This window comes from Bacillus sp. M6-12 (assembly GCF_002860285.1).
Taxonomy (GTDB): Bacteria; Bacillota; Bacilli; order Bacillales; family DSM-1321; genus Peribacillus.
Genome location: NZ_PGVF01000003.1, coordinates 267,277 through 293,115 on the forward strand (window position 1 = coordinate 267,277; position 25,839 = coordinate 293,115).

The 25,839-nt window shown below is 39.9% G+C and carries 23 protein-coding genes; 1 reads left to right on the forward strand and 22 read right to left on the reverse strand.

The window, feature by feature from the left end:
* Positions 1–188: 188 nt before the first annotated feature.
* The 21 genes from moaA to CVD28_RS06450 all read right to left on the reverse strand — a co-directional run bounded on the left by moaA (position 189) and on the right by CVD28_RS06450 (position 22,587).
* Positions 189–1,211 (reverse strand): GTP 3',8-cyclase MoaA, encoded by a 1,023-nt coding sequence (gene moaA, locus CVD28_RS06350; RefSeq protein WP_101591518.1) that lies wholly within the window; start codon positions 1,209–1,211, stop codon positions 189–191.
* 69 nt (positions 1,212–1,280) lie between these two features.
* Positions 1,281–2,081 (reverse strand): formate dehydrogenase accessory sulfurtransferase FdhD, encoded by an 801-nt coding sequence (gene fdhD, locus CVD28_RS06355; protein ID WP_101591519.1) that lies wholly within the window; start codon positions 2,079–2,081, stop codon positions 1,281–1,283.
* 19 nt (positions 2,082–2,100) lie between these two features.
* Entirely contained in the window at positions 2,101–4,458 is a 2,358-nt protein-coding gene (locus CVD28_RS06360) for an FdhF/YdeP family oxidoreductase (RefSeq protein ID WP_101591520.1), read from the reverse strand.
* A gap of 153 nt (positions 4,459–4,611) precedes the next feature.
* Positions 4,612–4,971 (reverse strand): DUF2294 domain-containing protein, encoded by a 360-nt coding sequence (locus tag CVD28_RS06365; RefSeq protein ID WP_101591521.1) that lies wholly within the window; start codon positions 4,969–4,971, stop codon positions 4,612–4,614.
* Positions 4,972–5,024: 53 nt separating this feature from the next.
* Positions 5,025–6,296 (reverse strand): L-lactate MFS transporter, encoded by a 1,272-nt coding sequence (locus CVD28_RS06370; RefSeq protein ID WP_101591522.1) that lies wholly within the window; start codon positions 6,294–6,296, stop codon positions 5,025–5,027.
* A 956-nt stretch (positions 6,297–7,252) separates the two neighbouring features.
* Positions 7,253–8,344, reverse strand: a complete 1,092-nt coding sequence (locus CVD28_RS06375) for an ABC transporter permease (RefSeq protein WP_101591523.1) — start codon at positions 8,342–8,344, stop codon at positions 7,253–7,255.
* Positions 8,341–9,267, reverse strand: coding sequence for an ABC transporter ATP-binding protein (locus CVD28_RS06380; RefSeq protein ID WP_101591524.1), 927 nt, complete (start codon positions 9,265–9,267; stop codon positions 8,341–8,343). Before CVD28_RS06380 ends, CVD28_RS06375 begins: the two co-directional genes overlap by 4 nt.
* Before the next feature lie 91 nt (positions 9,268–9,358).
* Complete coding sequence (locus CVD28_RS06385) at positions 9,359–9,784, reverse strand: DUF6526 family protein (protein ID WP_257985776.1); 426 nt, start codon at positions 9,782–9,784, stop codon at positions 9,359–9,361.
* A 149-nt stretch (positions 9,785–9,933) separates the two neighbouring features.
* Positions 9,934–10,365, reverse strand: coding sequence for an arylamine N-acetyltransferase (locus tag CVD28_RS06390; protein ID WP_101591526.1), 432 nt, complete (start codon positions 10,363–10,365; stop codon positions 9,934–9,936).
* A gap of 171 nt (positions 10,366–10,536) precedes the next feature.
* Positions 10,537–11,361: an alpha/beta fold hydrolase gene (locus CVD28_RS06395; protein ID WP_257985777.1), complete on the reverse strand. Its 825-nt coding sequence runs from the start codon at positions 11,359–11,361 to the stop codon at positions 10,537–10,539.
* 183 nt (positions 11,362–11,544) lie between these two features.
* The gene (locus tag CVD28_RS06400) at positions 11,545–12,219 is read right to left on the reverse strand and encodes a hypothetical protein (RefSeq protein ID WP_101591527.1); all 675 of its coding nucleotides are present in this window, start codon (positions 12,217–12,219) and stop codon (positions 11,545–11,547) included.
* 389 nt (positions 12,220–12,608) lie between these two features.
* Entirely contained in the window at positions 12,609–13,787 is a 1,179-nt protein-coding gene (nagA, locus tag CVD28_RS06405; RefSeq protein WP_101591528.1) for an N-acetylglucosamine-6-phosphate deacetylase, read from the reverse strand.
* Between the two features lie 61 nt (positions 13,788–13,848).
* The gene (locus CVD28_RS06410) at positions 13,849–14,727 is read right to left on the reverse strand and encodes an ROK family protein (protein ID WP_101591529.1); all 879 of its coding nucleotides are present in this window, start codon (positions 14,725–14,727) and stop codon (positions 13,849–13,851) included.
* Between the two features lie 30 nt (positions 14,728–14,757).
* The gene (locus tag CVD28_RS06415; RefSeq protein ID WP_180954004.1) at positions 14,758–15,786 is read right to left on the reverse strand and encodes an SIS domain-containing protein; all 1,029 of its coding nucleotides are present in this window, start codon (positions 15,784–15,786) and stop codon (positions 14,758–14,760) included.
* A gap of 269 nt (positions 15,787–16,055) precedes the next feature.
* Entirely contained in the window at positions 16,056–16,919 is an 864-nt protein-coding gene (gene fba / locus CVD28_RS06420; RefSeq protein ID WP_101591531.1) for a class II fructose-1,6-bisphosphate aldolase, read from the reverse strand.
* A 66-nt stretch (positions 16,920–16,985) separates the two neighbouring features.
* Complete coding sequence (locus CVD28_RS06425) at positions 16,986–17,717, reverse strand: GntR family transcriptional regulator (protein ID WP_101591532.1); 732 nt, start codon at positions 17,715–17,717, stop codon at positions 16,986–16,988.
* A 51-nt stretch (positions 17,718–17,768) separates the two neighbouring features.
* Positions 17,769–18,605 carry a carbohydrate ABC transporter permease gene (locus tag CVD28_RS06430; protein WP_101591533.1) on the reverse strand — a complete coding sequence of 279 codons (837 nt, stop codon included), beginning with the start codon at positions 18,603–18,605 and terminating at the stop codon, positions 17,769–17,771.
* A 39-nt stretch (positions 18,606–18,644) separates the two neighbouring features.
* Positions 18,645–19,526 (reverse strand): carbohydrate ABC transporter permease, encoded by an 882-nt coding sequence (locus CVD28_RS06435; protein ID WP_101591534.1) that lies wholly within the window; start codon positions 19,524–19,526, stop codon positions 18,645–18,647.
* Positions 19,527–19,590: 64 nt separating this feature from the next.
* A complete protein-coding gene (locus tag CVD28_RS06440) occupies positions 19,591–20,865 on the reverse strand; it encodes an ABC transporter substrate-binding protein (RefSeq protein WP_142384733.1) in 1,275 nt (424 codons plus the stop codon).
* A 173-nt stretch (positions 20,866–21,038) separates the two neighbouring features.
* Positions 21,039–21,689 carry a carbohydrate-binding family 9-like protein gene (locus CVD28_RS06445; protein ID WP_101591536.1) on the reverse strand — a complete coding sequence of 217 codons (651 nt, stop codon included), beginning with the start codon at positions 21,687–21,689 and terminating at the stop codon, positions 21,039–21,041.
* 43 nt (positions 21,690–21,732) lie between these two features.
* Complete coding sequence (locus tag CVD28_RS06450) at positions 21,733–22,587, reverse strand: helix-turn-helix domain-containing protein (protein ID WP_180954006.1); 855 nt, start codon at positions 22,585–22,587, stop codon at positions 21,733–21,735.
* An 85-nt stretch (positions 22,588–22,672) separates the two neighbouring features.
* Between CVD28_RS06450 and CVD28_RS06455 the strand changes: the two genes are divergently transcribed.
* Entirely contained in the window at positions 22,673–23,995 is a 1,323-nt protein-coding gene (locus CVD28_RS06455) for a DUF455 family protein (protein ID WP_180954008.1), read from the forward strand.
* A 100-nt stretch (positions 23,996–24,095) separates the two neighbouring features.
* Here the strand turns inward: CVD28_RS06455 and CVD28_RS06460 are convergent, their stop codons facing one another.
* Positions 24,096–25,838, reverse strand: a complete 1,743-nt coding sequence (locus tag CVD28_RS06460) for a DUF5107 domain-containing protein (protein ID WP_101591539.1) — start codon at positions 25,836–25,838, stop codon at positions 24,096–24,098.
* Between the last annotated feature and the right edge of the window lies 1 nt (position 25,839).

Consider the following 25,839-nt stretch of genomic DNA (forward strand, 5'->3'; position numbering starts at 1 on the left):
TAACATTGTAGGTAGTCACCAAAAACGCTTAAGAGGCACATGCGTTCACAGGTAGGTTCGATTCCTGCTAGGTCTGCCGAAGAAACCCTGAGTTCTTACTCCTCTTATTTTTCAATCAAATCAAAAAAAATAACTTCTTACACCAATAAAAAAAGCACGTAAGCTATGGCTTATCGTGCGCGTCTATCTTATCCACCTATATGTGACATCTCCACTTTTTTCGGAAGAGGTTCTGTATTGCTTAGACGTATTTCTGAATACCGGTCCGTGCGTTTTTCCCAAACGGAATGGATAAGTTCCCGAAGCTCATCATCTGATGTACCTGCCCGCAAGGGGCCTAGGATATCTGTTCCTTCTGATGCAAATAAACACGTATACAACCTGCCTTCCGCTGATAAACGTGCTCGTGTACATGAAGAACAAAACGCTTGAGTAACCGATGAAATTAATCCTATTTCTGCATCAGATCCTACATATCGATAACGTTTTGCAACTTCCCCAAAATAATTTGAACTAACTGCTTCCAGCGGCATTTCTTTCCCTATCAGCTTAATAATTTCGCTATTCGGAACTACGCGGTCCAGCTTCCATCCATTTGAATTTCCTACATCCATATATTCAATAAAGCGAAGGGTATATCCCCGCCCCTTGAAGAAGCGTGCCATGGGAAGGATATCCTGATCATTTGACCCTTTTTGCACTACCATGTTAACTTTTACACCCAATCCTGCCTCAGCTGCTGCATCCATTCCGTCGATAATGGGTTGTACCTTAAAACCTCTGCCATTTAATTGTCCAAATCGTTCATCATCTAAACTATCTAAGCTTACAGTTACTCGATCTAGTCCTGCTGCCTTTAAATCCTTGGCGTACTTCTTTAAAAGTGTACCGTTCGTCGTCATCGCAATATCCTCGATTCCCTCAACAGAACGAACACGTTCAATGAATTTAGCTAAGTCACGGCGTAACAATGGTTCACCACCAGTAATACGCAGCTTTTTAACACCGAAAGAGGAAAAGATCCTGACTAATCGTTCCATCTCTTCGAAGCTTAACAGCCGCTCATCGGGGAGAAATTGATAATCAGGACCAAAGATTTCTGCAGGCATACAGTAACGGCATCTGAAGTTACATCGATCCGTTACTGATAACCTTAAATCACGGAGAGGACGACTGAGTTGATCTGAAACATGTGCATTTGTGTTGCTCACTATTCAAATCCTCCAATCTTCCAAAGTTAATTATTATCACTATCCTATAAAATCTAATTAGGAATCAGATTAGGCACCAATAATACGTTCTTGGTGTGTGTAAACATTAAATTCTTTACCACGAATAAATCCAACAGCTGTAATGCCTAATTCTTCAGCCAAATCAAGTGCTAGATTAGTAGGAGCTGATTTTGACAGTACAATTCCAACACCGATTTTAGCTGCCTTCAGCAATACTTCTGAAGAGATTCGCCCACTAAATACAATAACCTTGTCCCTCAGCGGAATGCGATTCATTAAGCAATAACCAAAGATTTTGTCTAAAGCATTGTGCCGACCAATATCCGTCCGTGCAACTACGATCCCTTCTTTTGTACACAAAGCCGAATTATGAACGCCGCCAGTGTGCTGAAAGTGTGATGAACTTTCTTGCATAAGCTTCATCAGCCTCTGGCAGTCTTGGCCGGTAATAGTTGTTTTACTCATTACCGTTTTTGCCGTTTTCATATCATTGTAAAAGTAAAACTGACGTCCTTTCCCACAGCATGAACCAATAAAGCGTTTGGAGTGAAGGTGGTTTTGCATCTCCTTCTTGGTAACTAGCTCAACATAAGCAAACCCTTTAGAGTCGTCAATTGTTAACGATTTAATTTCATCATACCTTCGAATCACACCTTCTGAAGCTAAAAAACCAACAACGAGTTCTTCCATATCAGCTGGGGTACAGACCATGGTGGCAAATTCCTGCCCATCTAACATCACCGTTAGCGGGAATTCAACAGCGATATCATCCTCTTTCTCAAAAAAATCCTGTCCATCAAATCTCATAATGCTCCTTGAGATAGTCACATCGTCAAATTCGTTTTCCATTTCTGTACCCTCCTAGAAATCAGCCAACTTCCGTTTCTAAATCCGGAATTGCTTTCTCGAGATATTGTGTATCTTTACGAGCATTATAGCGCTCTGCTTTCTCTACAGTTACCGCAATATTATAATCTGGAATGCCAGCAAACTTTTCATATTTTCCTTTTGGCAATAAAAAGTTTCCTTCTGGGAAGTGGACACCAAGATTACCAGGTGTAATATCAGCATACTTCGCACGTCCTTGAAACACTCCATGCTTGTTGTAAACAACAATCCCTTCTCCATCTGCAATACGATATAATCGAGCTTCATCTGCATTAATCAACACATCGTAACGGTCAGAACCATTTAAGGGGTCCTTTTCGCTAAACACCATTGAGTTGAATTGCTTTCCACGACGAGTAGTTAGCAGGAACTGACCTTCTTTTCTACCCATATCAGGAATATCTACATTAATTAATGTCCCTTTACCATCTGGAGTTGGACAAATCCCATCTTCACAAAGCCATGCGCCGCCCCATTGGAACACATCACCTTTTTTGTTAAGGTGCTGAATACCATCGTAATTTGGATTAGCTAACGCTATCTCGTCACGAATTGCCTGTGCGTCTCTGAAGTCCACCAAATGTGCCATATCAGGATTTACACGCTTGGCCAAGTCAATGTAAATTTTCCATTCCTCACGCGCTTCTTCAATACGATTCTTATTTCCTTCAATCTCTGGAGAGAAGTAGACCATTCTTTCCGTTGAAGTTGACGTTCCGCCGCCTTCTTGCTCGTATCTAGTCTTTGCTGGCAGAACAATCACCGCTTCTTTTGCATCTACTAGAGTAGAAGTGTTTAAGATAATATCTTGATGCACCCGAATCTCTAACTGAGAAAGTGCCTTTTCCACAAAAATTGGATCTGGCATGGTTTCCAGGAAGTTCCCGCCACTTAGGTAGTAGAGCTTCACTTTTCTTTCATGATTTTCTGGCAGCATGATATTCTCAAGCGTAACACCAACAATATCTCCTTGCCAACGTGGAAGTTTAAAGCCCCAAAGCTTTTCAATGCGCTCAATATTTTCACCGTAAAAGTCTCCACCTGGCAAGACAAATGGATCTGCCCCCATTTCTCCTGAACCTTGTACAGAGGAATGACCACGGAAAGGCATTAAACCAGAGTTCTTTCGACCCAGGAAGCCACGCAGCAGAGCTAAGTTAGCAACTTGTGAAATGTTATCAGTAGCAAAGGAATGCATCGTTAAACCAAGTGCCCATGCAAATACAGCATTTTTTGCTTTTGCTAAAATTTCCGCTAACTCGATGATACGTTCTTTTGGTACACCTGATGATTCTATGATTTGTTCCCAGGTTTGCTCTTGTACCTTTGCTTTTAGATCTTCATACCCGTTTACATGATCTTGTACAAACTGATGATTGATGGCAGAACCATGTTGCTTTGCTTCCATATCAAACCAATGCTTCATGATTCCATGCATAAAGGCAATATCACCACCGATATTTACCTGATAGAAATCATCTGCCAGCTTTGTTCCAAATAAAGCTGATTCTGGATTAGATGGAATCCAATAGTTTTCCATTGCTGGCTCACGGTATGGATTAATCACAATAATCTTTGTGCCTTTTTTCTTAGCTTCCAGCATGTATTTAGAAGAAACTGGTGATGCATTGGATGCAACACTGCCCCAGAAAAGAAGAACGTCTGTACCAATCCAATCCAAATAGTTCGCAGTGGATGCACCCACCCCAATGGAGCGCTTTAGTGCCGTTTTACTTGGAGAATGACAAATACGGGAAGCATTATCGATATTGTTTGCCCCTAAAAATCGTGACACTTTGGCAGCTACATAATAGTTTTCATTCGTAATTCCCCGAGAAGTTAAGTAGAACGCATATTGCTTAGGATTTAGGTTTTTCATCTTCCCAGCAATCATGTCCATGGCATCATCCCATGTAATACGAGAGAATTTACGTTCACCCTTACGACGAATCATTGGATACGGAATACGCCCCAGTTTACGAAGCTCCGTACTATCATACTTTTTAAGTTCGTCAATGTCAGCATGAAGAATTTCTGGTTTGATTGCTGGCATGGTGTTAAGTCTTAAAACATTTAAGCGAGTCGTACAAAGATGTGGACCTGTTAAGGTTTGGTCATATAAGCCAGATACGCCTAATGCACAGCCATCGCACACTCCCTCTGTAATGATACGAGTAGCATAACCTAAATTGTCTTTATTATCGTAAGCGATCTTCATCGTGTCGCGTATATGCTTTGGTTTAATTTTTCCTAATCCAAATGGAATGGGACTGACCCAGTACTTAGGTGCAGGTAATAATGCTTTCTTTTGCGGTCCTGGATGTTTTGTTTTCCCCATAATTATTTCCTCCATTTACAAGTTTTCTCAGTAAAAAACCACCAAAAGAATTCTTCCTGTGTAATTAGGATGAAAAACTTCAGGTGGTTAGTCTTTAACAGGTTCGCTGCCAAGTTCCAACAATATATAACTGATTCTAACAGTTACAATTTATCAAATATTAAATTTCTCTTCAAGGTTATCTTCAAACACGAAAATGGACATGCCAATATCTAACTCAATATCTATATCAACAAACACCCGGACGAATTTTGTTCCAAGCAACTCTTCCATCTCAACGGGGTGATTTTTTTTATAAATCTCCTTCACCATTTCTGTGCGGGCAGCGCGGAGCATTTGACGACCATCTTCCGCTGTCGCAATGAATTTTTCAATAGGGGACAGATTCCCCTCCAGTTCACAGATGGCCCAGTTTTTTGAGAAGGTGGTTCGAACTTGACTAGGACCTTTTCCCATATGTTTTTTGCGGAACGCTCGAACTATATTGCTAAATTCAGCTTCGTACTTGTTCACTCTTTTCAACTCACTTACCGTTTTTCCCTATCTTACACTAAATTTATTAAATATTATACAGCCTTTTTGGATTGGCCTAGATTCCCAGTCTTCTCTACTTTTAACTTTTTAATATCAAATCTTATTAATATGGAAATCAATAAAGCTACTACAAATAATCCTGAGAAGAAAGTTAAACTTCCTGCATAGCTGCCAGTAGTATCCTTAATCCATGCTGTGAATAGAGGACCAGCCAGCCCAGCGGCAGCCCAAGCCGTTAGAATATAGCCGTGGATGGCTCCAAGTTGTTTTGTACCGAACAAGTCTCCAATATATGCTGGAATAGATGCAAAACCTCCTCCATAGCAAGTATAAACGACAATAAGCATTGCCATGAATAACCATTGAATGGATACTTGCGGTAAAAAGAAGAACATGATGATTTGCAGAGCAAAAAATGCCGTATAGGTATTTGGTCGTCCAATATAATCAGATAAAGAAGCCCAGCCAATTCGACCTAAGCCATTAAAAATACCGATTGCACCAACTAATGCTGCTGCGGCTGCCATATCAATTCCGATACTTTCCATAGCTAGTGGTTTTGCAACTGCTAAGATGGCAATACCACAAGTGATATTGATAAATAACATGAACCATAAATACCAGAAGCGCTTTGTTTTTACTGCTTCATTCGCCATTAATTGTGACAATTCCATGGGTGGCTCTGCCTTACCGCTTTCAATTTTCGCTTTATACCCTTCTGGTAACCAACCTTCAGCAGGCCTCTCTAAATATAATGATGAAAGAGTCATTATAGCAAAATATGATATACCTAAAATATAAAATGTATTCGCTACACCTACAGATTCAATCAATGAGTTCATAACTGGGCTTGCAATGGCTGCCGCAAAACCAAATCCCATGATAGCAAGACCAGTTGCTAAACCTCTTCGATCAGGAAACCATTTTACTAAAGTAGAAACAGGTGCAATGTAACCAACTCCAAGTCCAATTCCGCCAAGTGCTCCATAAAACACATAAAGCATGTACTTTGAACCAATATCCACCGCTAAACCAGAACCAGCTATACCAATTCCAAAGAAAATTGCCGCTAGTAATCCTGCTTTTCTTGGACCATACTTTTCTACAAAGTGTCCCAAAAATGCAGCTGAGAGACCTAAAAATAGGATAGCAATACTAAAAGTAAGTGCTACCTCTGAATCCGACCACCCAAACATGTCCTTTAATGGAGCTGTAAAATTACTCCATGCATATACCGAACCAATGGAAATATGAATTCCAACTGCGGACAATGCAATAAGCCAACGATTTTTTGCTGCTTTCATTTGTTTTCCCCCTAGATTAATCGCATAGATACTCCAGAAAACAAAAAACCGTCGTAATCCAATATAAGGTTCCTTTGGAAGGATCCTTCATTGAATTATTACGACGGTTTGCCTTATACAGGTGCGCTGCTAAGTACCCACTGTCTTAAAAGGAATAAATACACATTATTTAACCGATCAACAGGGTCGCTGTTTTCGTATTAAAAATAGAATAAATTGGTTTCACAAATATGTCACATATTCGATTTTAAACTTAACACGAAAGCGTAACCAAGACAATAGTTTTTAGTTTTTTTGTTCAGATAACATTGATACACATCAGGACTACTTTTTTATTTCAGCTTATATACAACAATTAATACAGTAGCTGAGGGTTTCTAGTCTATTGACAAAAGTGTGGAGTCAGTCCCCTTGTACTTTACGTTAACGGGGGACTGATTTTTCTCACAGTGGAAACTTATTTTCATTTTAGGCGAGGATTATTTTTAATACTCTTTCAAACAGTGCCGAAATGCATGATATACTAGGAAGACAATAGAATATGGTTTCTCAAGGGTGGTCAGCATTCCCCTATAGAAAGGGGGTGATGCTGATGACGGTGTTTGAAGCTTTGATGTTTGCTTGTACTTTTACTAGCTTGATCCTGGCTGTTCTGTCATTTAACCACAAAAAAAATAATCCACCCTTGAGCCTGGAAGCATAAGGTGGATTATCCTGCTTTATAGCTGATCGCCCTTGAATGGGAACCGTCTATTGAATCGACCGTTTGGAGTTGCCGCTCCAACGGTCTTTTTTAATGTATGCTATTTCCTGTCCTTATTATACTCAAAATAATCCAACTAAATCAATGAACCTATTGAAATAATGGTCCCCTCTTTAAGACTCTTGCCAGTAGATGAGCCCTTAAAAAAATAAAGGACTGAATCATCTATTTGATTCAGTCCTTTTCTTCCACCCTACTCCCACTTAAACACGTAACTTGCCAATACAAACCCGCCGACTAACCAACAGCCTAATACAAGAGTTTCCGTCCCCAATTCAAGGAAGGATGTTCCAAGATTCATTGTTTCCCTCAGTGCAGAACTGAGATGAGAAATCGGGAGAACCTTCACAAATGGCTGAATGATATCCGGCATATTACTGATTGGGAAGAACACGCCGCCAAGAAACAGCATCGGAAACGTAACAAAACCGGCAATCGGGCCGGCACTTTCCGGATTTTTTGCGACTCCGGCAATGACAAACCCAAGTGACATAAATGCAAGCGTGCCAAGTATGATGAAAAAGAGTAAGGAAAGCCATGAACCAGCGACATCAATGCTAAAGACGAAATGTGCGATGAGCACCACTAGCAGAGCTTGCGTTCCATTGAGCAGTAAGCGAGCCGTGATTTGAGCGGCGATAAAAGTTGAGGCTTTCAGTCTCGTACCTTGCATTCTGCGCAAGATTCCTCTTTCTCGCCAGGCAGAGATTTGGCCGGCGACTCCGTTCATGTTGTTGCTCATGATCATCATGGCGACGATTCCTGGTACGAGAAAGTCGACATAACGAATATTCATGGCTTCAATGCCCACTTTTTCAACTGTTACCAAAGGCGTGTAGCCTACAAGATCTTTGCTGTATTGATCGATGATTCCGTTTACAACGGTTAGTCCAAGCTCCGAGGTTGCAAGGTTTTTCTCATTATAATAGACGGAAAGGGAAAATGCTTGCTTCTCATTTCTCACCTTTGCTTCGTATCCTTTTGGGATAACCACGAGAAGCTGGATGTCCCCATTTTTCACAGCTTCTTTTCCAGTTTTAATCTTTTCATATTCTATGGTTTTGAGTCCTTCATGCTTTTTAAACAATTCTTTTAAGTCCTTTGATGCTGCTGTTTGGTCAGAATCGATTACACCTAAGGTTAACGATAGATTGTTGCTTTTTCCGGCGAAGGAACCAAGCGCCAGCATTAAGATGATCGGGAACAGTAAAGTAAAGAATAAGACTTGTTTGTTGCGAGCAAAAATCCGTAATTGCGCTAGCGTTAATTGCCAATATGCCCTCATGATTCCCGGATGCTCCTTCCTGTCATATGAATGAAAACATCCTCTAATGTCGCGAAGCGTGTTTGCAGATCCTCAATTTTGAAGTGGTGTTCCTCAGAAGCCTGGATTAAGGAAGTTAAGGCCGACTGCAGGTCATCCGTATATAGCTGGACAAACGTATCCTTAATGGATACCTCCTTTACTCCCTCCATTTTTAAAAACCACTCTCGTTCAGGCGGATTGCTCAAATGAAATTCTACGGTGCTGGCAGACTGGAGTTTTTTTACTAAATTAGCGGGCGTATCGAGAGCAATCAGTTCGCCTTGATCCATGATTCCGACGCGGTCACAGAGTACATGGGCTTCGTCCATATAGTGCGTGGAGAGAATGATCGTTTTTCCCCTTTCCTTCAGACGTAAGACGATGTCCCAAAGGGTTCTTCTTGCTTGTGGATCGAGGCCAGTCGTTGGTTCATCGAGAAACACAATATCCGGATCATGGATAAGAGCCAGCGCAATCGCGAGACGCTGCTTTTGTCCGCCAGATAACCCTTTAATACGGTCGTTCCGTTTTTCCGTTAGGAGCATATCGCCAATCAATTCATCAATATTCACATGACTTGGATAAAAGCTTCCGTACAACTTTAAGATCTCTTCTACTTTTAATAACTCAAATAAAGAGGTAGACTGAAGCTGGACCCCGATGACCTCTTTGACTTTATTCACTTCTGTTTTCACATCAAAGCCTGCAAGTGTGGCCGTTCCTTCATCTGGCTTTCTTAGACCAACCAGCATTTCAATAGTAGTCGTTTTCCCAGCACCATTCGGGCCAAGCAAACCGAAAATTTCTCCTTTTTCCACCTGAAAGAAAACGCCATTTACAGCAGTGAACGAGCCATATCGCTTTCTTAACCCTTTAACATCTACAATTATGCTGTTATGCATCACAAGTCTCCTTTGAAGAGTAAAATACCTTGTATTCTAATAAATTTTATCCGAAAAAAGAAACAGCCATGAGGAAGCTGTTTCTTTTTCATTATACCCGATGGTGATCGGCTTTCCATTCCCGAATTGCTTTTTTAATGTCACCCGGAGACAGATTCTCTGACTTCGCCCGTTCAACTAACTCCAGGTACTCTTCATCTCCTGCAAATCTTAGTGCAATTACTTGCTTCGAGGAAAGCTTGGAGTCCAAAGTATTCCCCGTCAAACGATAATAACGGAAATTTTCTTCATTGAGGATGATGCGGTCCTGAAGCAGAAGCGCATACCCTCTAAGGTTCACTGCTATTAATAAAAACATCAGTGCAAACCCTAGCACAATCACACTCAGCAGCCACTGACTGCTAAGATGTTGAAAGAAAAACACAATCGATAAAATTAGCGAAATAAGTCCAAGAAAAACAATCCCGAAATGAAAGATCGGGTCCACTTTTCTATGATTTTCATAATTTTGCCCCAACACAACAACCTCCTATCATCTATTATTATTATTATTATTATATATATAATGAGAATAGTACATTTCTTCTTATTAAAAGCCGACCCCGGGCTCCCCACAATAATCTCCTGGACGCCGCCCAACTCCTCAACATTTTCGCTTCCTTCGAATCAAATACAATAAGTATCCTTAAGTTTCATATAGAAAACATAATCGCCGAACTCCGTATCAGCACGCTCAACCCGAAACATTCCGTTCTCCGAAACACCCACATCCCCGTTCAGCGGCACAGGTACAAGCGGGAGATTGCCGCCAAACCCCGTATCAACAAGATAAACCTCACCCTTATGCTCAACCAGAACCGCTACATGCGTCATCCCCGTCGCACTCCACCCCTCAGACAAGCGGTCATACACCGCCCCCCGAACCATCCAAACCTTCAAACCATTTTCCTTTAAAAAAAGAAAAAAGAGAGGATTCAGCTCATAACAAAGCCCGCCTTCGCTCAAGGTTAACAACGTATTTGCCAAAGATTCGGGCGTTAACTCACCCGTCCGCCCTTTGATGATCCTCATTTTTTCAAATGTTGAAGGTATTTCCAAAAAATTATTACGTACCCCCTAAACGATTTCAACCCTTTGTCTTGCAACAGTGGAGCAATTTCTAATTCTCTGGTAGTAATTCCATTTATAATTAAGTAGTTGAGCTCATTCCCTCTGATGTGCATAACAGCAAAAAACCTGCCCGGTAAGTTCCAGGCAGGTATTCCATCTTTAATTCTTTTCCAAAAACTGTTTCATAGCCTTTATTAACTCTTCCGGCTTTTCATACATACTCATATGCCCCGCACCATGGATGAGATGGTGCTCAATGTTTGGTTTTTCCACTGAAAAGGTTTTTTCAGGAGGGATTACCTGGTCATATTCACCTGCAACCAGAAGAACGGGAAGGTCAGTGTTCTCAAGGACATCGTTCCGTTCCCTCCGCTCTTTCATCGCCAAGAGTGCATTAACCGTACCTTTTATTGACGTGGAAAGGCCGATTTTCTTAACCTGATTAATTTCATCCTTGCACTGCTCCACATTGTCGGGAGCGAACAGTTTAGGGGCCAACCCGTGGATGAGAATGTCCAGCCCCTCTTCCACTACCTTCTTCGCATTGGATTCCCTGCCTGCTTTCGCCTCCCTTGAATCGCTGTTCGCGGTAGAGTGTACAAGGGAAAAGCCATCAAGCAATTCAGGGTATTTATCAGCAAAAGCCAGTGTGACATAGCCTCCCATCGAATGGCCGAACATCGTCACCTTTGAAACGCCTATGTATTCCAGCAGCTCTTTTATGATATCAGCCATTTCCTCAATCGAGTATTGTTCCTGTCCCATTCTAGAATCACCGTGACCTGGAAAGTCCGGAACGATCACTCTATGGCTGTCGTCAAATTCCGGGATCACCTTTTCCCAGTACAGCTTACTTCCAGCAAACCCGTGAAGAAGGACTATTGGCTTGCCCTCCCCGATATCGAAATAGGAAATTTCAGTGTTTCCGAGCTTTACCGATTTTGTGTTCATATCACCATCTCCATCCTTAATTGTATTAATCATATTCCCCCAGATAGTTTATTTAACCATGTCTTTAATCAGATCCCTTTCCATTTCTGTATATATAGGGTTAATCCTGCCGTTTATTTCAAAAAAAACACTGGGAAGGCCCAGTGTGGAATTAATTTTTGAATTTTGTTGGTTTTAGATTGACCGGCCGAGTCTGCCTGTCATTGTTTCTGGCTTTCAGATTGGATGCCCAGGCGATTTTGGACTCATATTTCTGCGTATGTTCTTTTGGAGTAGACACATGAGCCGGTCCCTGTTTTTGGTCAGCATATCTTCCATTATCTGGAGCCTCCTCGTTGGGAAACTTTGTCCTGAAAAAATGGTCGTGATGGATGTGTCTGATTCGGATATATAGGTCCCTTCAAATAATTCAATCGGTTCACCAACCCTCTCGAAAATCGATGGGAGATTGCTCAGCTTTGAATCATTCTCTGGTTCTTCGTAAATGAGCCCTGCACGAATGACTCCTTCCGATTCAACTGGGCAAAAAACCGAGTTTGCCCACGACTGCTGTATTCGGCGGGAAACTTCATCAGTCGTTTTGGCATCTGTTATAGTGCTGGTTGAGATGACGGTTACGCCTCTTGTACTCAGGATATTCAACAGATCTGTTTCATCAAAGTTGCCAAATAGAGAGCTTTTTTGAGTGATTTGCAGGATATGGTTGATGGCGTCAATCACCTGTTGGTTTGATTCCCGATAGATTTGCTGCTTGCTGGATTGAGGATTTTTCCGGCGCTGCTGGTCGTTGTCAACCAGGAACGTCGATGAGATTTCTTTGATGTTAGAGAGTTCTTCAAGACATTCCACCGCATTAATTCGGTTGCCTGCGAGTACATTCCGCTCTGGCACGACTGCATTGGCTCCTACCTTAAGTTATGGAAGCTGGTTAAGCAGGATATCGATCAGCAACGGACTCATTTCCTTCGTGCGGTGTTAAATCGAGGATGCAAATTCATCGTCCTGCGGGAGCAGTGGGCCAGGCGAGAACCAGCAGGAGCCTGCGGCGAGGAGGCTCACCGCCCGCCCCGCGGAAAGCGAGGCGCCTGGAACGGAAATCAGCCGCCCCCATTAACAGGCCAAATAATAAAATAACTTACATTTTTTAGAACAAATTAATATATTTTTAAATTCATATATAATAATGTTTCTTCTCCAGAAATTTTTAGGGGTTTTTTAATGAATTACCTAAAAAAACAAAATAGGGGAAGCTTTAGAAAGGTATTCTTTTTGAGGAAAGTCTAAGAAATCTCCTCATGGCAAACCTCGCCTCTGCAAATCGTGAGTATTATTTCCCCTGAGTCATTTACCATGATTATATCCGCATCTTTGCCTGGATGAATGGAGCCTTTCCGATCGTAAACCCCTATCTGTTTTGCTGGATTTACAGACGTAATCTTCGTTAATACGGAAAGGTCATTATCAATCCATTGAGCAAAGTTATTTCTTGCATCTTTCATTTTCAGAACGCTTCCGGCAAGGGATCCTTCTTGATTTTCTACCTTACCGTCTTTTAAGGTAGCTACCTGTCCGCCCAGATCATAAGTTCCATCTGCTAAACATTTGGCACGCATAGCATCAGTGATTAGAATTATTTTATCAGCAGTTTTTATACGGTATGTTAATTCAGCCATTTCCGGACGGACGTGAAATCCATCCAGAATAAGCTCTACACTTACATCATCTGAAAGCAGCGCTGCACCAGCTACGCCCGGTTCCCTATGGTGTAAGCCTGACATTCCATTATACAAGTGGGTAGCGTGGGTGACACCATGGGCAATTGCTTCTGACATTTCTTTGTATGTACCATTGGTATGTCCCATTGAAACGGTTACACCTAATTCTTTAAGGTATTTTATCAACTGAAATTCCTTATCTTTTTCAGGTGCAATAGTGATTAATTTTATAGACTCACCAGAAAGTGAATGCCATCGTTTAAACTTTTCAACATCCGGAGTTTGGATGTGTTCTGCCAGCTGTGCCCCTCTTTTCTCCGGATTAATAAATGGACCTTCAAGGTGGACGCCTATGATTTCCGCTCCATTTTTATTATCCTCGCTAAGGAAAGAAGAAATATTCACCAAAGCTTTTTCAATATTTGTTTCTGACTGTGTCATAGTCGTAGCTAAGAATGAAGTTGTTCCTTCTTTCGGCAGCAGCGTACATAGGCCAGATAAGGCCTTGGCTGTAGCATCCATTACATCATGCCCGCCTGCACCGTGAATATGGACATCTATCATCCCGGGAAGCAGCCACCCTTTATCCTTGCAATCAATAATTTGGCAATCTTCTATTTTCCCTATTAAATGATCATAGTCTCCGACTTCCACTATTTTTCCTTCTGAAATATAAATAGAAGCATGGAGCAGCTCTTCTTCACCTGTATGGATGTTTGCATTTTTTAATAATAAATTGCTCAAACATAATCAATCCTTCCTAAAAACATCCAGAAGCAGAATGGCCTCTGGATGTTCGAATGTTTTACAGACTATTTTTGGCTTTCATGGCTGCACCATATAACCCAGATTTCCCTTTTAACATACTTCTTTCTATTCTTGCAGTCCAGTTTTGCTGAATTGGATGAGTACAAAGTGCTTTATAGTGGCTTTTAATTAATTGATAGAATTCTAATTGGTTATTAATAACCCCGCCACCCAGCACAATATGATGGGGATCCAGCATAGCGGTTACATTAAATAGAGCCAAAGCAATCTGAGAGGCCTTTTCGTCAAAAAACTGTGCTAACTTTTGGTCTACCTTTTGCCATTTAGCCATTGCTTTAGCAAGTGAAGAATTCGGATCTTCTGCCTGTAACTCTTTCAGCATGGCAGACCCAGATGCATAGGTTTCAAGAGTTTTATCCTTTACCGGAAAAAAACCAATTTCACCGGCAAAACCAGTACCTCTTAATGGGGTACCTTTATTTATGATGCTAGCTGAAAGTCCCGTACTCACAGTAATATACACAAGTAATTTATCCGAGATATTTCTGATGGAATACTCTCCAAGTGCGGCAGCTACTACATCATGCTCAAAGGTTATCCTGCAATTTGGCATTTTTTCTCGTAATAAATCCCCTATTGGGTAGTTTCTCCAAGGCAGGTTATTTTGGTATATAGCTATTCCATTTTCCACATCTACTTGGCCAGGTATCGTAATACCGCAAAAATCAATTTGATTTATTGATAAATTTGCTTGTTCAATAGCTTGATAGATACTGGCTAATACGGAGTCAAACATGCTGTCAGAGGTCGATACATTACTTTCGAGTGTAAAATCAGAAACCCATACATTCTGTTCATTTAAGATTCCAGCTGCTATTTTCGTACCTCCAATATCTACCGCCAATGTATAACCCATAAGTAATTCCTCATTCCTGCCTTATATCATCTAAAAATTCAATTTCACTACCTGCGTTAAGTTTCTAGGCTCATCAGGATTTAGACCTAAGGAAACAGCTTTAAAGTATGCCAATAATTGAAGATGCGGCATGTATGCTGCCATTACTTCATCAGATCCTAACTTAGTTGGGATAGAGACTGTAATATCTCCTGTTACTGATGAACCTTCTTTTGCAAATACGACTACTTTGCCGCCTTTTTCCTGGATGTCTGTTACCAGGCTTCCATCAAATACTTCGGATGCGTCAGAGGACAATAATACTGCAACTGTGGATGTATCCACGATTGAAATAGGTCCATGCCGGAACTCAAGATTTGAATAGCTTTCACATTCAGTTTGAGTCATTTCCTTTAATTTCAATGTAGCTTCCTTTGCAATGCCATTAAAAACACTTGCACCCAAGAATACATATCTTGTATATTTGCTGTCGCCAGCTAAGGATTTAAGCTTATCTTTGTCTTCGAGCATATGTGAGGATAATTCTGGAACGTTGCCTAGAGCAAATTTTACATCTTCTGATTCTGCAACAATCGCTGCATATAGTTGAAGTGAGTAAAGCATATTTGTGAAGGATTGAGTCATTACCACGCTTTTTTCACTAATAAAATCTAAAACGATGCTCTTATCAGCCAGCTTTGCCGTTTCACTTGCTTCATTACAAGTGAGTGCCAGTGTTTCTATATTCCCGGCTTCTTTCACATAATCCAAAGCTTTTACAACCTCAGAGGTTGTTCCTGATCTCGAAATCGCAATAAGCTGATAAGTGTTATCTTTAGAAAACACACTGTTTTCGTCCATAAAGATTTCAGAAGCAGGAACGGCTGCTGCCGTTTTACCAGTTACTTTCTGAAAATACTTGGCGGCAGAATGTGCCAAATAGAATGAAGTTCCACATCCAGTAAAAACATGGACGTCGGTGGATTTACTATTATCCAATACAAAATTTCTCATTACACTCAATGTTTTTTGAAGTGCCTCATCTTGATTCGTAATTTCATTCCAAGTATGCGTGTTCATTATTTCCTCTCCTCCAGTAATTCTTCCTTTTTTTCTGAAATTGTGATGAAAAAACATATATTTGCTAAACATTTTCCGAACAGTATTTCAGACTATTAGGAAAATTCTTGACAGACTAATTAACGACAGCAATTTTTGATCTTTCTTTTTTAAAAAGGATGATCCAATAAATTATTAACAGATTTATATAATCGGTTTACACGGAACTTGCATTCGTTTTCACCGAATTAGTGCTCGTTTTAACGGGATTAGTATAGGTACTATCTTGATTACCTTACGCCGACCCGGCTTGGTGAACCTAAAAGTTCTATTTTACTTTCAACGATTTTAGAAACAGCTTCCATTGCCGGAACAAAGTATTTTCGCGGATCCTCAGCTTTTGGATTTTCTATTAAATATCTCCTTAACTCTTCAACAAAGGCAACCTTTAATTCGGTAGAAAAATTCACTTTGGCAACACCATATTGTAGCGCGCGCTTTAGGCTTTCGTCCGGAACGCCTGATGCACCATGCATGACAATCGGAATATCTACTCTTTCACGAATCTCTTCCAGTAAATCAAAACGCAATTTGGGCTCTTCTTTGTATAAACCATGCGCTGTACCAAAGGCAGGGGCAAAAAAATCGATTCCTGTTTGCTCAACAAATTCCTTGGCAACGGTTGGATCTGTTAATAACGCATTAGCTTCGTCTATCTCAAGATCATCTTCCACTCCCCCAATGGTTCCCAGCTCAGCTTCCACTGGTACTCCCATAGGTTTGGCAGCATCAACAACCCTTCTAACTAGTTTAATATTTTCTTCAAATGGCAAATGTGATCCATCAATCATGATGGATGTATATCCTGCATGAAGGCATTTCATTGCCGTTTCAAAAGAGTCTCCATGATCTAAATGGAGAGCGATCGGGATACTCGCCTTTTCAGCGGTAGCTTTAACTAAGCTTACTGTACGTTCTAATCCTAAATATTTCACTGTTCCTGGGGTTGTCTGAATTAATATTGGAGCTTGTAATTTTTCTGCACTGCTCACGACCGCTTTTAATATTTCTAGATTATGTGCTGCGAATGCACCTACAGCATAATTGTTTTTATAAGCATCATTCAAAATTTCCTTACTTGATACGAATGCCATCTAATTTTTCCTCCTTTTATGTATAACCCGTTGATGGGTCAACCCTTCTTAAAAATTAACACAAAGTTAAATTAACTCTGTGTAAAAGCGGCAGCGATCACCGCGAACGATTGATTTACAAAACTCCACTGGCTGCTTCATTCGGTCATAGGCTACTCTTTCCAGCAATAGAGCAGGATTTCCCTCTTTTATTCCTAAGTGGATTTCTTCATATTTCCGTATTAATACCGGTTCAAATGTTTCTTTTGCAGATCCAACAACAATGTTAAATTCATTTGCCAGAATTTCGTATAATGGAGTTTCCCCAACCATATACAGTTTTTCTATATCATTAATTTTATCTGCCGGTAAATAGGAGGACTCTAAAATAATTGGTTCCTCATTGGCACATCGGAGTCTTTGCAGCATTACTACTTGATCTCCTTTGTTTAGCTTGAGAGCATTTGCAATCTTCTTCGTGGCTGTTTCTTTTTTTATCTCGATAATAATATCCTTTGGCTTCAGTCCTTTTTCCTTAAGCACTTGGCTAAAACTGTAAAATCCCGATAAGGACTGTTCAATTTTAGGCATGCTTACAAAAGTGCCTGTGCCTTTCACCCGATAAAGAAAACCCTCTTGAACCAAATCTTCTATCGCTTTCTTTACTGTGTTTCGACTAACGTTATATTGATCACATAGTTGATGTTCAGAGGGGATTTTATCGCCTGGATTCAAAATGTTATTATCTATATCCTCAATTAAGATTTCCTTTAGCTGATGATATAGTGGTACAAAACCCGCTGTGTCTAACTTTTTCATGCTTTTTTCCTTTCACTAACAAACTTTTTCCTCTAAATAGGTTATATTATACTATTTACCGCTGCCTGCTGTCATTCCTGCGATAATTTTATCTGACAGCCATAGATAGAAAATTAATATCGGGAAAATTACAATAACAACACCGGCGAACAAACTGACCCAGTCAGAGTTATATTGCATCGATTGATAAAACTGATATAAACCGACGGACAATGTATATTTTTCATTCACATTAATATAAGCTTTCGCCAGCAAAAATTCATTCCATAGCCCCACAGCATTTAGAATTGCAACAGTTATTAAGCCTGGACGGGCCATTGGAAGCATAATTTTCCAGAAAATTGCATTTTCACTCGCTCCATCAATGATAGCTGCTTCTTCAACATCTGAAGGCAAGCTTTGAAAAAATCCTGTCAGAATAAAGATTGTAAAAGGCAGCGATAAAGCGATATAAACGATGATTAAACCTGTAAATGAATTAATTAATCCGATTTTCATCAATAATAAATAAATCGGGATTATTACAGCCTGATAGGGAATACCGATTCCCACAACAAATGCATTCGTTAAAAATTCTTTTCCGAAAAAATTAAATCTAGAAAGCACATAAGCAGCTGGCGCACTTACTGCGACGATTCCAATTACACTGACCGTTACAACAAGAAGGCTGTTAAAAAAATAAGATGCTAAATCGGATTGGACCCATGCAATATAATAGTTTCCCCATTGCAGTGTTTCAGGCAGACTCCAAAAACCTTTAAATAGTTCTTGATTGGTTTTTAACGAGGCCAATATGATCCAGCCTAAGATAAATAAAATAAACAGTGTCCACAGATATAAAAATAACTTCCCAAGGATGGACAAAGCACTAATTCTATTTGATATCACGACATTTACACTCCTTTCAAACTTGCAAGAATACAAGTTTTATAGCTCATATACTTCCCGTTTGAATACTTTTCTTCCCGTAACAACAAACAGCATTACTATTATTACCATAGATACAGCTATTGCACTGGAATATCCTAATTGATAAATGGGGGTTCGCTGTCCAAATCCAAGGATAAATTGGTACATGGCTGTGTTCCATATCCGTGTTGGCGGTTCTGGACCCCCAAATGCAAACAAGAAATCAAACAAACGGATAGCATTGATTCCCCAAAGGATAATTGCAATCGAGATTACATCCCATATTAGCGGAATGGTAATTTTCCTGAAGATTTGGAATGTGGATGCACCTTCTACACGTGCAGCTTCAAATATTGTATTAGGGATTTTATCGACTCCTGCTAAAAGGATGATCGCATAGAAACCTGTACTGTACCAAATAATTGAGATTAACGCTGAATTCATAATATTTTTAGGACCCGTCCAATTCACTGGATCCATCCCAATAGCCGTTAATATTGAATTGAAAAAGCCAATATCAAAACGATACAAATAATTCCAGACGACCGCCAGTGCTATAGGTGCGATGATCTGAGGGAAAAATATAATTGCACGTATGGCTTTTTTGGCTGCTACACCTTGGCTCATAAGAGCTGTAAATAAAAAACCTATTAAGAGAACAAAAATGCCTCCAACAAATAAAATGAGCATCATATTACCAAAAGACTGCCAATAAATAGGATCTCCAAATATTTTGATATAATTTTTCAGTCCGACAAAAGTCATGTTCTCAGTAAACCCATTCCATTCATTAAAGCTTATCCAAACACCGTAGATTGCAGGTCCGATGAAAAAGACAAGATATAAGGCTACTGCTGGCAGTATGTATGGTATGATTAGCTTTTTCTTCTCATTTCTCACAATTTTGCCCCCTCTTTCCCTTTAAAAGAAAACAGGAGAATTGAACTCCTGTTTCCCTCCAAAGTTATTGCTTATCCCAATAACTCTTTGTTTGTTTTTCCAGCTCTTGAACAAACTTTTCAGGTGTAATGTCACCAAATACTAACTTATCATCCAGAGGCAGAAATACAGTTTTCCACCATTCTGGATATTCAGCCTGTAAACCATCATATTCTTTATGGTAAGATGAAGCGTTTACAATCATTTCTCTAAAATCAGCTAATCCTTCAGGGGCATCTAAGTCTTTTCTGGCACTAATATTTTTTGTATCTTTGACTATTCCCTCTTGATACTTCTTTTGCATTGCAAATGCCAGGAAATCTTGAACTGCCTCTGTATTTGCACCTTTTGGAGCCACCCAGCCAATTAAGTAGAGTTCAGCTTGATCTGTTTTGGCTTTACCGCCTGTGATTTCTGGGAAAGGAAATGCTCTGTATACGAAATCTTTAGAAGAATATTTTGCTGTTTCACTAGAGAGCCAGCTTCCATTCAAAATCATTGCAGAGTCGCCGTTAGCCCAAGCTGTCTGAGCTGCAGGATATTGACTGCCTTTATAACCTTTTGCAAAGAAATCTTTATCTGTAAGATCTTTAATCTTTTTAGCTGCTTCTAAATAACCAGGTTCAGCCCAAGTCTTACCTGTTTTATCACCAGCAGCCTTTAATAGTGCACCTGGACCCATTAAACGTTCCGCTGTCCAGTAATAGTAGTAAGCGTTATAAAAATCAATATTGCCATCCAACGCCAGAGGGGCTACTCCTTCACTCTTTAGCTTTTCACTTACTGCCAGAAACTCATCCCATGTTTTTGGGGGCTCAACCCCAAACTTTTTGAATGCGGTTTCATTATAGTGAAAACCAGAACTAATAATTTCATAAGGAATGAAAAATGTGTTTTCTTCTTGTTTATAGAAAGATAGAGTGTTATCGATGAAGACATCTTGGAAGGTTTGATCTTCATTTGGAATCTTCTTTGAGAGTAATTCGTTTAACGGTTCTGCTAAATCATTTTTAAATAATGTCCCTTCAATCTCTGCTCCAGCCTGCTCTGTAAGATCAGGAGCAGTTCCGCCTAAAGCAGCATTTCGTACTTTAGACATAACTTGACGTCCCATCCACTGGACATCCACTTTAACATCTGGATTTGCGTCCTGATACTCGTCAATTATTCTTTGCAATACTACTTGCTGCGGTTCTCCTTTATTCCACATTGACCAATATTGAATTGTAGTACCTTTTTTTGAAGATGAAGATGTGTCTGAACTGCTGCATGAAGCTAATAGAAAAACTGCAACTAACATTAAAACAGCAAAACCCCGGAATTTCTTACTCAAAATATGTCCCCCTTTTTCAAAAATCTAAATTTGGAAAATTTTCTGACAACCAAAGTATATTATAAGTTGGGTTGATGGGTCAACCTGTTTTTTGTCTTATCCTAATATTTTTCACTATTTTCGACTTAGAAACTTTTTACTTAGCTTAATAATAGGATTTTCCCGAAATATTCGGGACAATGGAAATTGGGAGATTGAGCTTTAATTTCATTCCAGCAGCCATAATGGGGAAAGAGTGATTCATCGCCGCACTTATAAAAATTCGCCTGCATTTCCTTGCCTTGAATGAAATCAAGTTTTCCAAAATAATGTTCTAAAAAAAGAAATGGAATGGAAAGTTGTACCTCCCAATACTCACCATTATAGAGAGAGACTGTTTGCTCTGTAATTGATGTTTTTACCTTACAGCTTTTTATTGCGTTGGAAGTTATCCGTTTTCGGTCTTGTTTATTTGTTCCTATTCCAGCTAACATTGTCCCAATAGGATTAATTTCAAAATTAATATATTGGGAGCCATTCTCTGGACAAGGATTTAAGAACAGCTCTACGCAGCTATCTTTATAGACGGGATCGTCCATTTTATAATAGGACACTGTAATTTCCGGTTCACGTGCCTTAAATTGAACATGAAAATCCGTTTCATTGTAAAACATTCTCACTTCAGTCCTGGGCCTATAATGGTTAGCATCCCAAGGAAAGAAATCAATATTTATAGGTACCATCCTTGACCAAATATGTTCAGAAGGGTCATCTTGTAAATCAATTTTTCCAATCCGATAAATGTTTTTCATCTTTTTATAACCAACTCACTTTCTATCATAATAAATAAGACTTTTAATATTGCTTGCGAAATTGCTGAGGTGAAATGCCGGAGATTCTTTTAAACAAACGAGAAAAATAATAGGGATCAGAATATCCCAGCTTTAATGAGATCTCCTTAATAGACTCGTCTGTAGTTATTAAGTACTTTTGAGCACGTTCCATTTTTAGCCTGTGACAATATTCATGCAAAGGATATCCCGAGTTTTGTTTTATTAACCTACGGAGAGTAGAAACTGAAAGATGGTAACGTTCAGCAATTTCTTCGGCATTTATTGAAGGATTCAGATTGCTGGTCAGTTCTTCTATTATTGCTAAGAATAATGTCGAATTGGTCTTCTTGGCAGCTGTCTCCCCGTTCCATTGGGAGCATTCATAGATTAAGTGCTCCAGCAAAAGCGCAGCCCGATCAGCCTCCTCGGGAAGGCCGCTATCCATTTTGAAAAATATTGATTCTATCTTATTAATCCAATTCGAACTGACTCCTACGTTTTTTACGTTTAACTCCTGTTTAATCATATTGCTTTTTATCCATTCTTTGATTCTGTCTCCCTCAAATCGGATATAATATTCATCCCAATATTTCAGGGGTCCAAAAGACAAAGTTAAACCTGGATAAACAAAAAGCATACTTCCGCTTTCAATTTTTTGAAGTCGACCACCCCTTACTTCGATCGTTCCTTCTCCGCCAGTTATGAATACAATGGCCCAATTATCAAACGTGACATTTTCTCTTCGAAGAGTTCTTCCGGGTAAATGACCGATTTGCAATATCCTGAGACCAGAGATTTTTAATTTCGATGAATCCACCTTAAGATCAACTATGCGAATCGGCAAAGGACTAATCATATAATCCATTATTTTAGTCATACCGTACATTTTCTCCTTTTAACATGTTTGTTACGATTTGTATAAGAATTTTTTCAATACTTACTTAATTAGGAGGATGGAATCTATGACAAATACAGATCACCTGAACAAAACGATCTATCGAGATGTTGAATCAGCCAGCAATTTGATGCGGCGCTTCTATCGAATTGAGCGAGAAACCATGCGGGCTATGGCAGGGTATTTGACGAAATTAAGAATTTGGCAAGCTAAAAAAATGCTGGCACGTCATATTTGGCTGGATGCCTCACATGCCGACCTTTTGCGTTCACGAGTTCTGAATCTTCGTTATCCAAGAGTGGATGTAGATGATAATGTTGACATGCATTTGATTCGTTTACTCAAAAAACTGCCTAATGCAGAAACAGACCAGCAATTTTTATCATATGTATACCATGTAATCAAGCCGGAATTAATAAAGTCATTTAAAACCTATTTACAAGAAAGTGATCCGCTTGATGATGCCCCGAGTCATATTTATATAGAACGGATTCTTTTTGAACTTGAAAAAGAAATGACTGAGTTTGATACGCTTTGGGAACAATTGGGTGGTTCAAAGAATCCATCCATACAAGAAGAAAACAAGCGTTTACTCGAAGCTTTTCATTCCTGCGGCGGAGTCACGGGTCCCGATCAGGCTCCCCATTCGCATTTTGAGGTTTTTTTCCAAAAGGCAGATTTTGAAATTCCTATGGTTGGTGGCAGGGATCCTTCTTGGCAATATGCAGAAACGCAGGTTCCGCCACGAAATCCAAAAAATCAAGCTGAACAGCGCCTTTGGATAGCTATCGACCACGCCAATGAAGTATGGGCATCCGAAACGGTAGCTGCCTTGATTTGGGAATACGATAAAATGCCCTGGGAATTATATTTAAATGCCGCTCGATGGTGTTATGATGAAATGCGCCACAGCATGATGGGTGAGCAAAGGTTAATATCAATGGGATTTGAAATGGGAATTGACACACCAATGGCTTCAGATAACTGGAAAGCATTCCGCCGCGAAGGAATAGAAAAATTACTGCTTCTCCTGCATGGAGTAGAACAAAAAGGGCCTATGCATAAATCTCACTTGAAAAATGAGTTATCCAAAGTTGAAGATTTTGAGAGTGCTCAAGATTGCGATTTCGATTGGGCTGATGAATCCGGGCATATTCGTTTTGGGTTAGCCTGGATTAAAGCGATCTATCCTAATTGGACAAAGGAGCGTATTATTAGCGAAACAACCCAAACCGTAAAAGAGTGGCAAGAATGGATTATCGAACACCAAAAGGAAGGAAAACATGGATACGATAATTTCCTTAAAAAAATAGATGAAAAAATAAACACAATGAAACCTAGTGGGGATCATTTACTCGAATTATCCCCTACCCATTTAACAAAATATTAAAATAAAAAAGAGATAGTTCATGAACAGACTCCTAGTCATGCCTTATGGTATAGCGGGAATCCAGTCAAGGAGCTATCTCTTTTCTGTTTTACTTTTTTACCTATCCTTCAAAGACTCTGTATTGGCCAAATGCTGCCAGCCTGTCTTCCCCAAGGCTTCCAGGAAATTCCTTATCAATCTTCTTTCCCAACTTTTTCTGAAGGTCAAGCCAAAGTTTTGATCGTTCATACCGCTGATGAACGAGCGAAAATGACCTGGATTCCAGCAATTCGTGTGCTTCTTCATATTGGCCCGAATCGTATAATAAGGAGATTTTACGCTCTATCAATTCTTCATCTTCTAAAGAAGCAACTTGATCAAGCCACATTTTCCGTTCAGCAAGTGCTATCTCCCCCAAGTGAGAAAGGGCGATGTCTCGTTCAATAACGACTTGCGGGTGGAGAGATAGAGAAACTGATTTTATTTGTTTTAATGTTTTTACTGCCTCCTGGCAAGAATTATGTGCATGAATGAGAATTCTTGCTTCTACCAATCGGGCCCAATCTATTGAAACATTCTTCAATACTTCCAGTGCTTTTTCAAATTGTCCCGTACCAGCCTGCCAAACACCGAAATAATATCTCCAAACCTCATTCTCTTCATTTTCCGTAACACTAATTGCCCAATTTAGTGCATCTCCAAGGTCTTCCATACCGGACGGTGGCCAGATGTTCTCTACTAACGAGGGGGCCGGTGGAATATCATTTTTGTTTTGAGATTCATAAACTTGTAACAGATTCATCCATGGAGTAACCTTCCTTCTTTCGATCCATTCAAATTGGGGAATCACATTTGGCGGAATCAATTGGACTTGAGGAAGATCAATTTCTTCAATGGTTAATGGAACCGCACTTGGAATCCAATATTCAGTATGAACATGGTGTTCCCCCGGTTCTAATTCTTCTTTTATAGATTGGTCAACTATAGGACCTGCTTGGATCTCAATATATGAATTTTCACCAAGTGAGGAAACATGAGCCCACCTCTCATCCCGTCCAATACCATATGTCCAAAGCTTAATCCCGGGCACTTGCTTTGAATCCGCGATGTGATAAAGACCACAGCCGAGGCTCGGTGTGTATACCCCAAAAGCATTGCATTCAGGCTTTTCCCAAAAATAGCCTGACATCCTGTCATGTTGCTTTAATAGTCCATATTTTTCACTATCCCACTGTATTGTTGTTAATTGATCACTATGACATAATACCTGCCCCTTTGGAAAATGAAGCAGTGAATCCTCCCGGGCTGGCACCGCAGCATTTGACCAGGACATCCAAGGCTGTTTTTTTGAAGTGGAATTATAAAACAGTGCACGCTGTGTGAGAAAAGCATCCGACTCCCCTATTGAATATTCTACCGTCCAATGCATTCCGGAACTTATTTCTCTTTCACCACACCATAGATACAATCGATTATCGATTTGTTCCCACTTGTATTGAACCTGTTCAATTTGAACTGGTGTATGTGAAATTGGGAAACTAACTTCAATGCCTCCACTAATAAAAGCCATTCGAGGTAATATCCGAACAGGACGCACTGCACCGGAATCATATAAAACTTCTCTGCCGCTCTTTTTATCTGTGATTGAGTAAACTTTACCGCCTAGATCAGGACACACTTTTATACTTATAAACCTATTCTCCATTACTACCATTTGATATTCTTTAAGGTCTGGCCTCTCAGCCGTTTCAACGTAGCTTTCATATGGATACACACCTTCAGAATCCAATATTGTAGGAATTGGACCAGATGATTGAATCCTGTGATTAAGTAATGTTTCTTTGAATTCATGGATTTGAAGCATG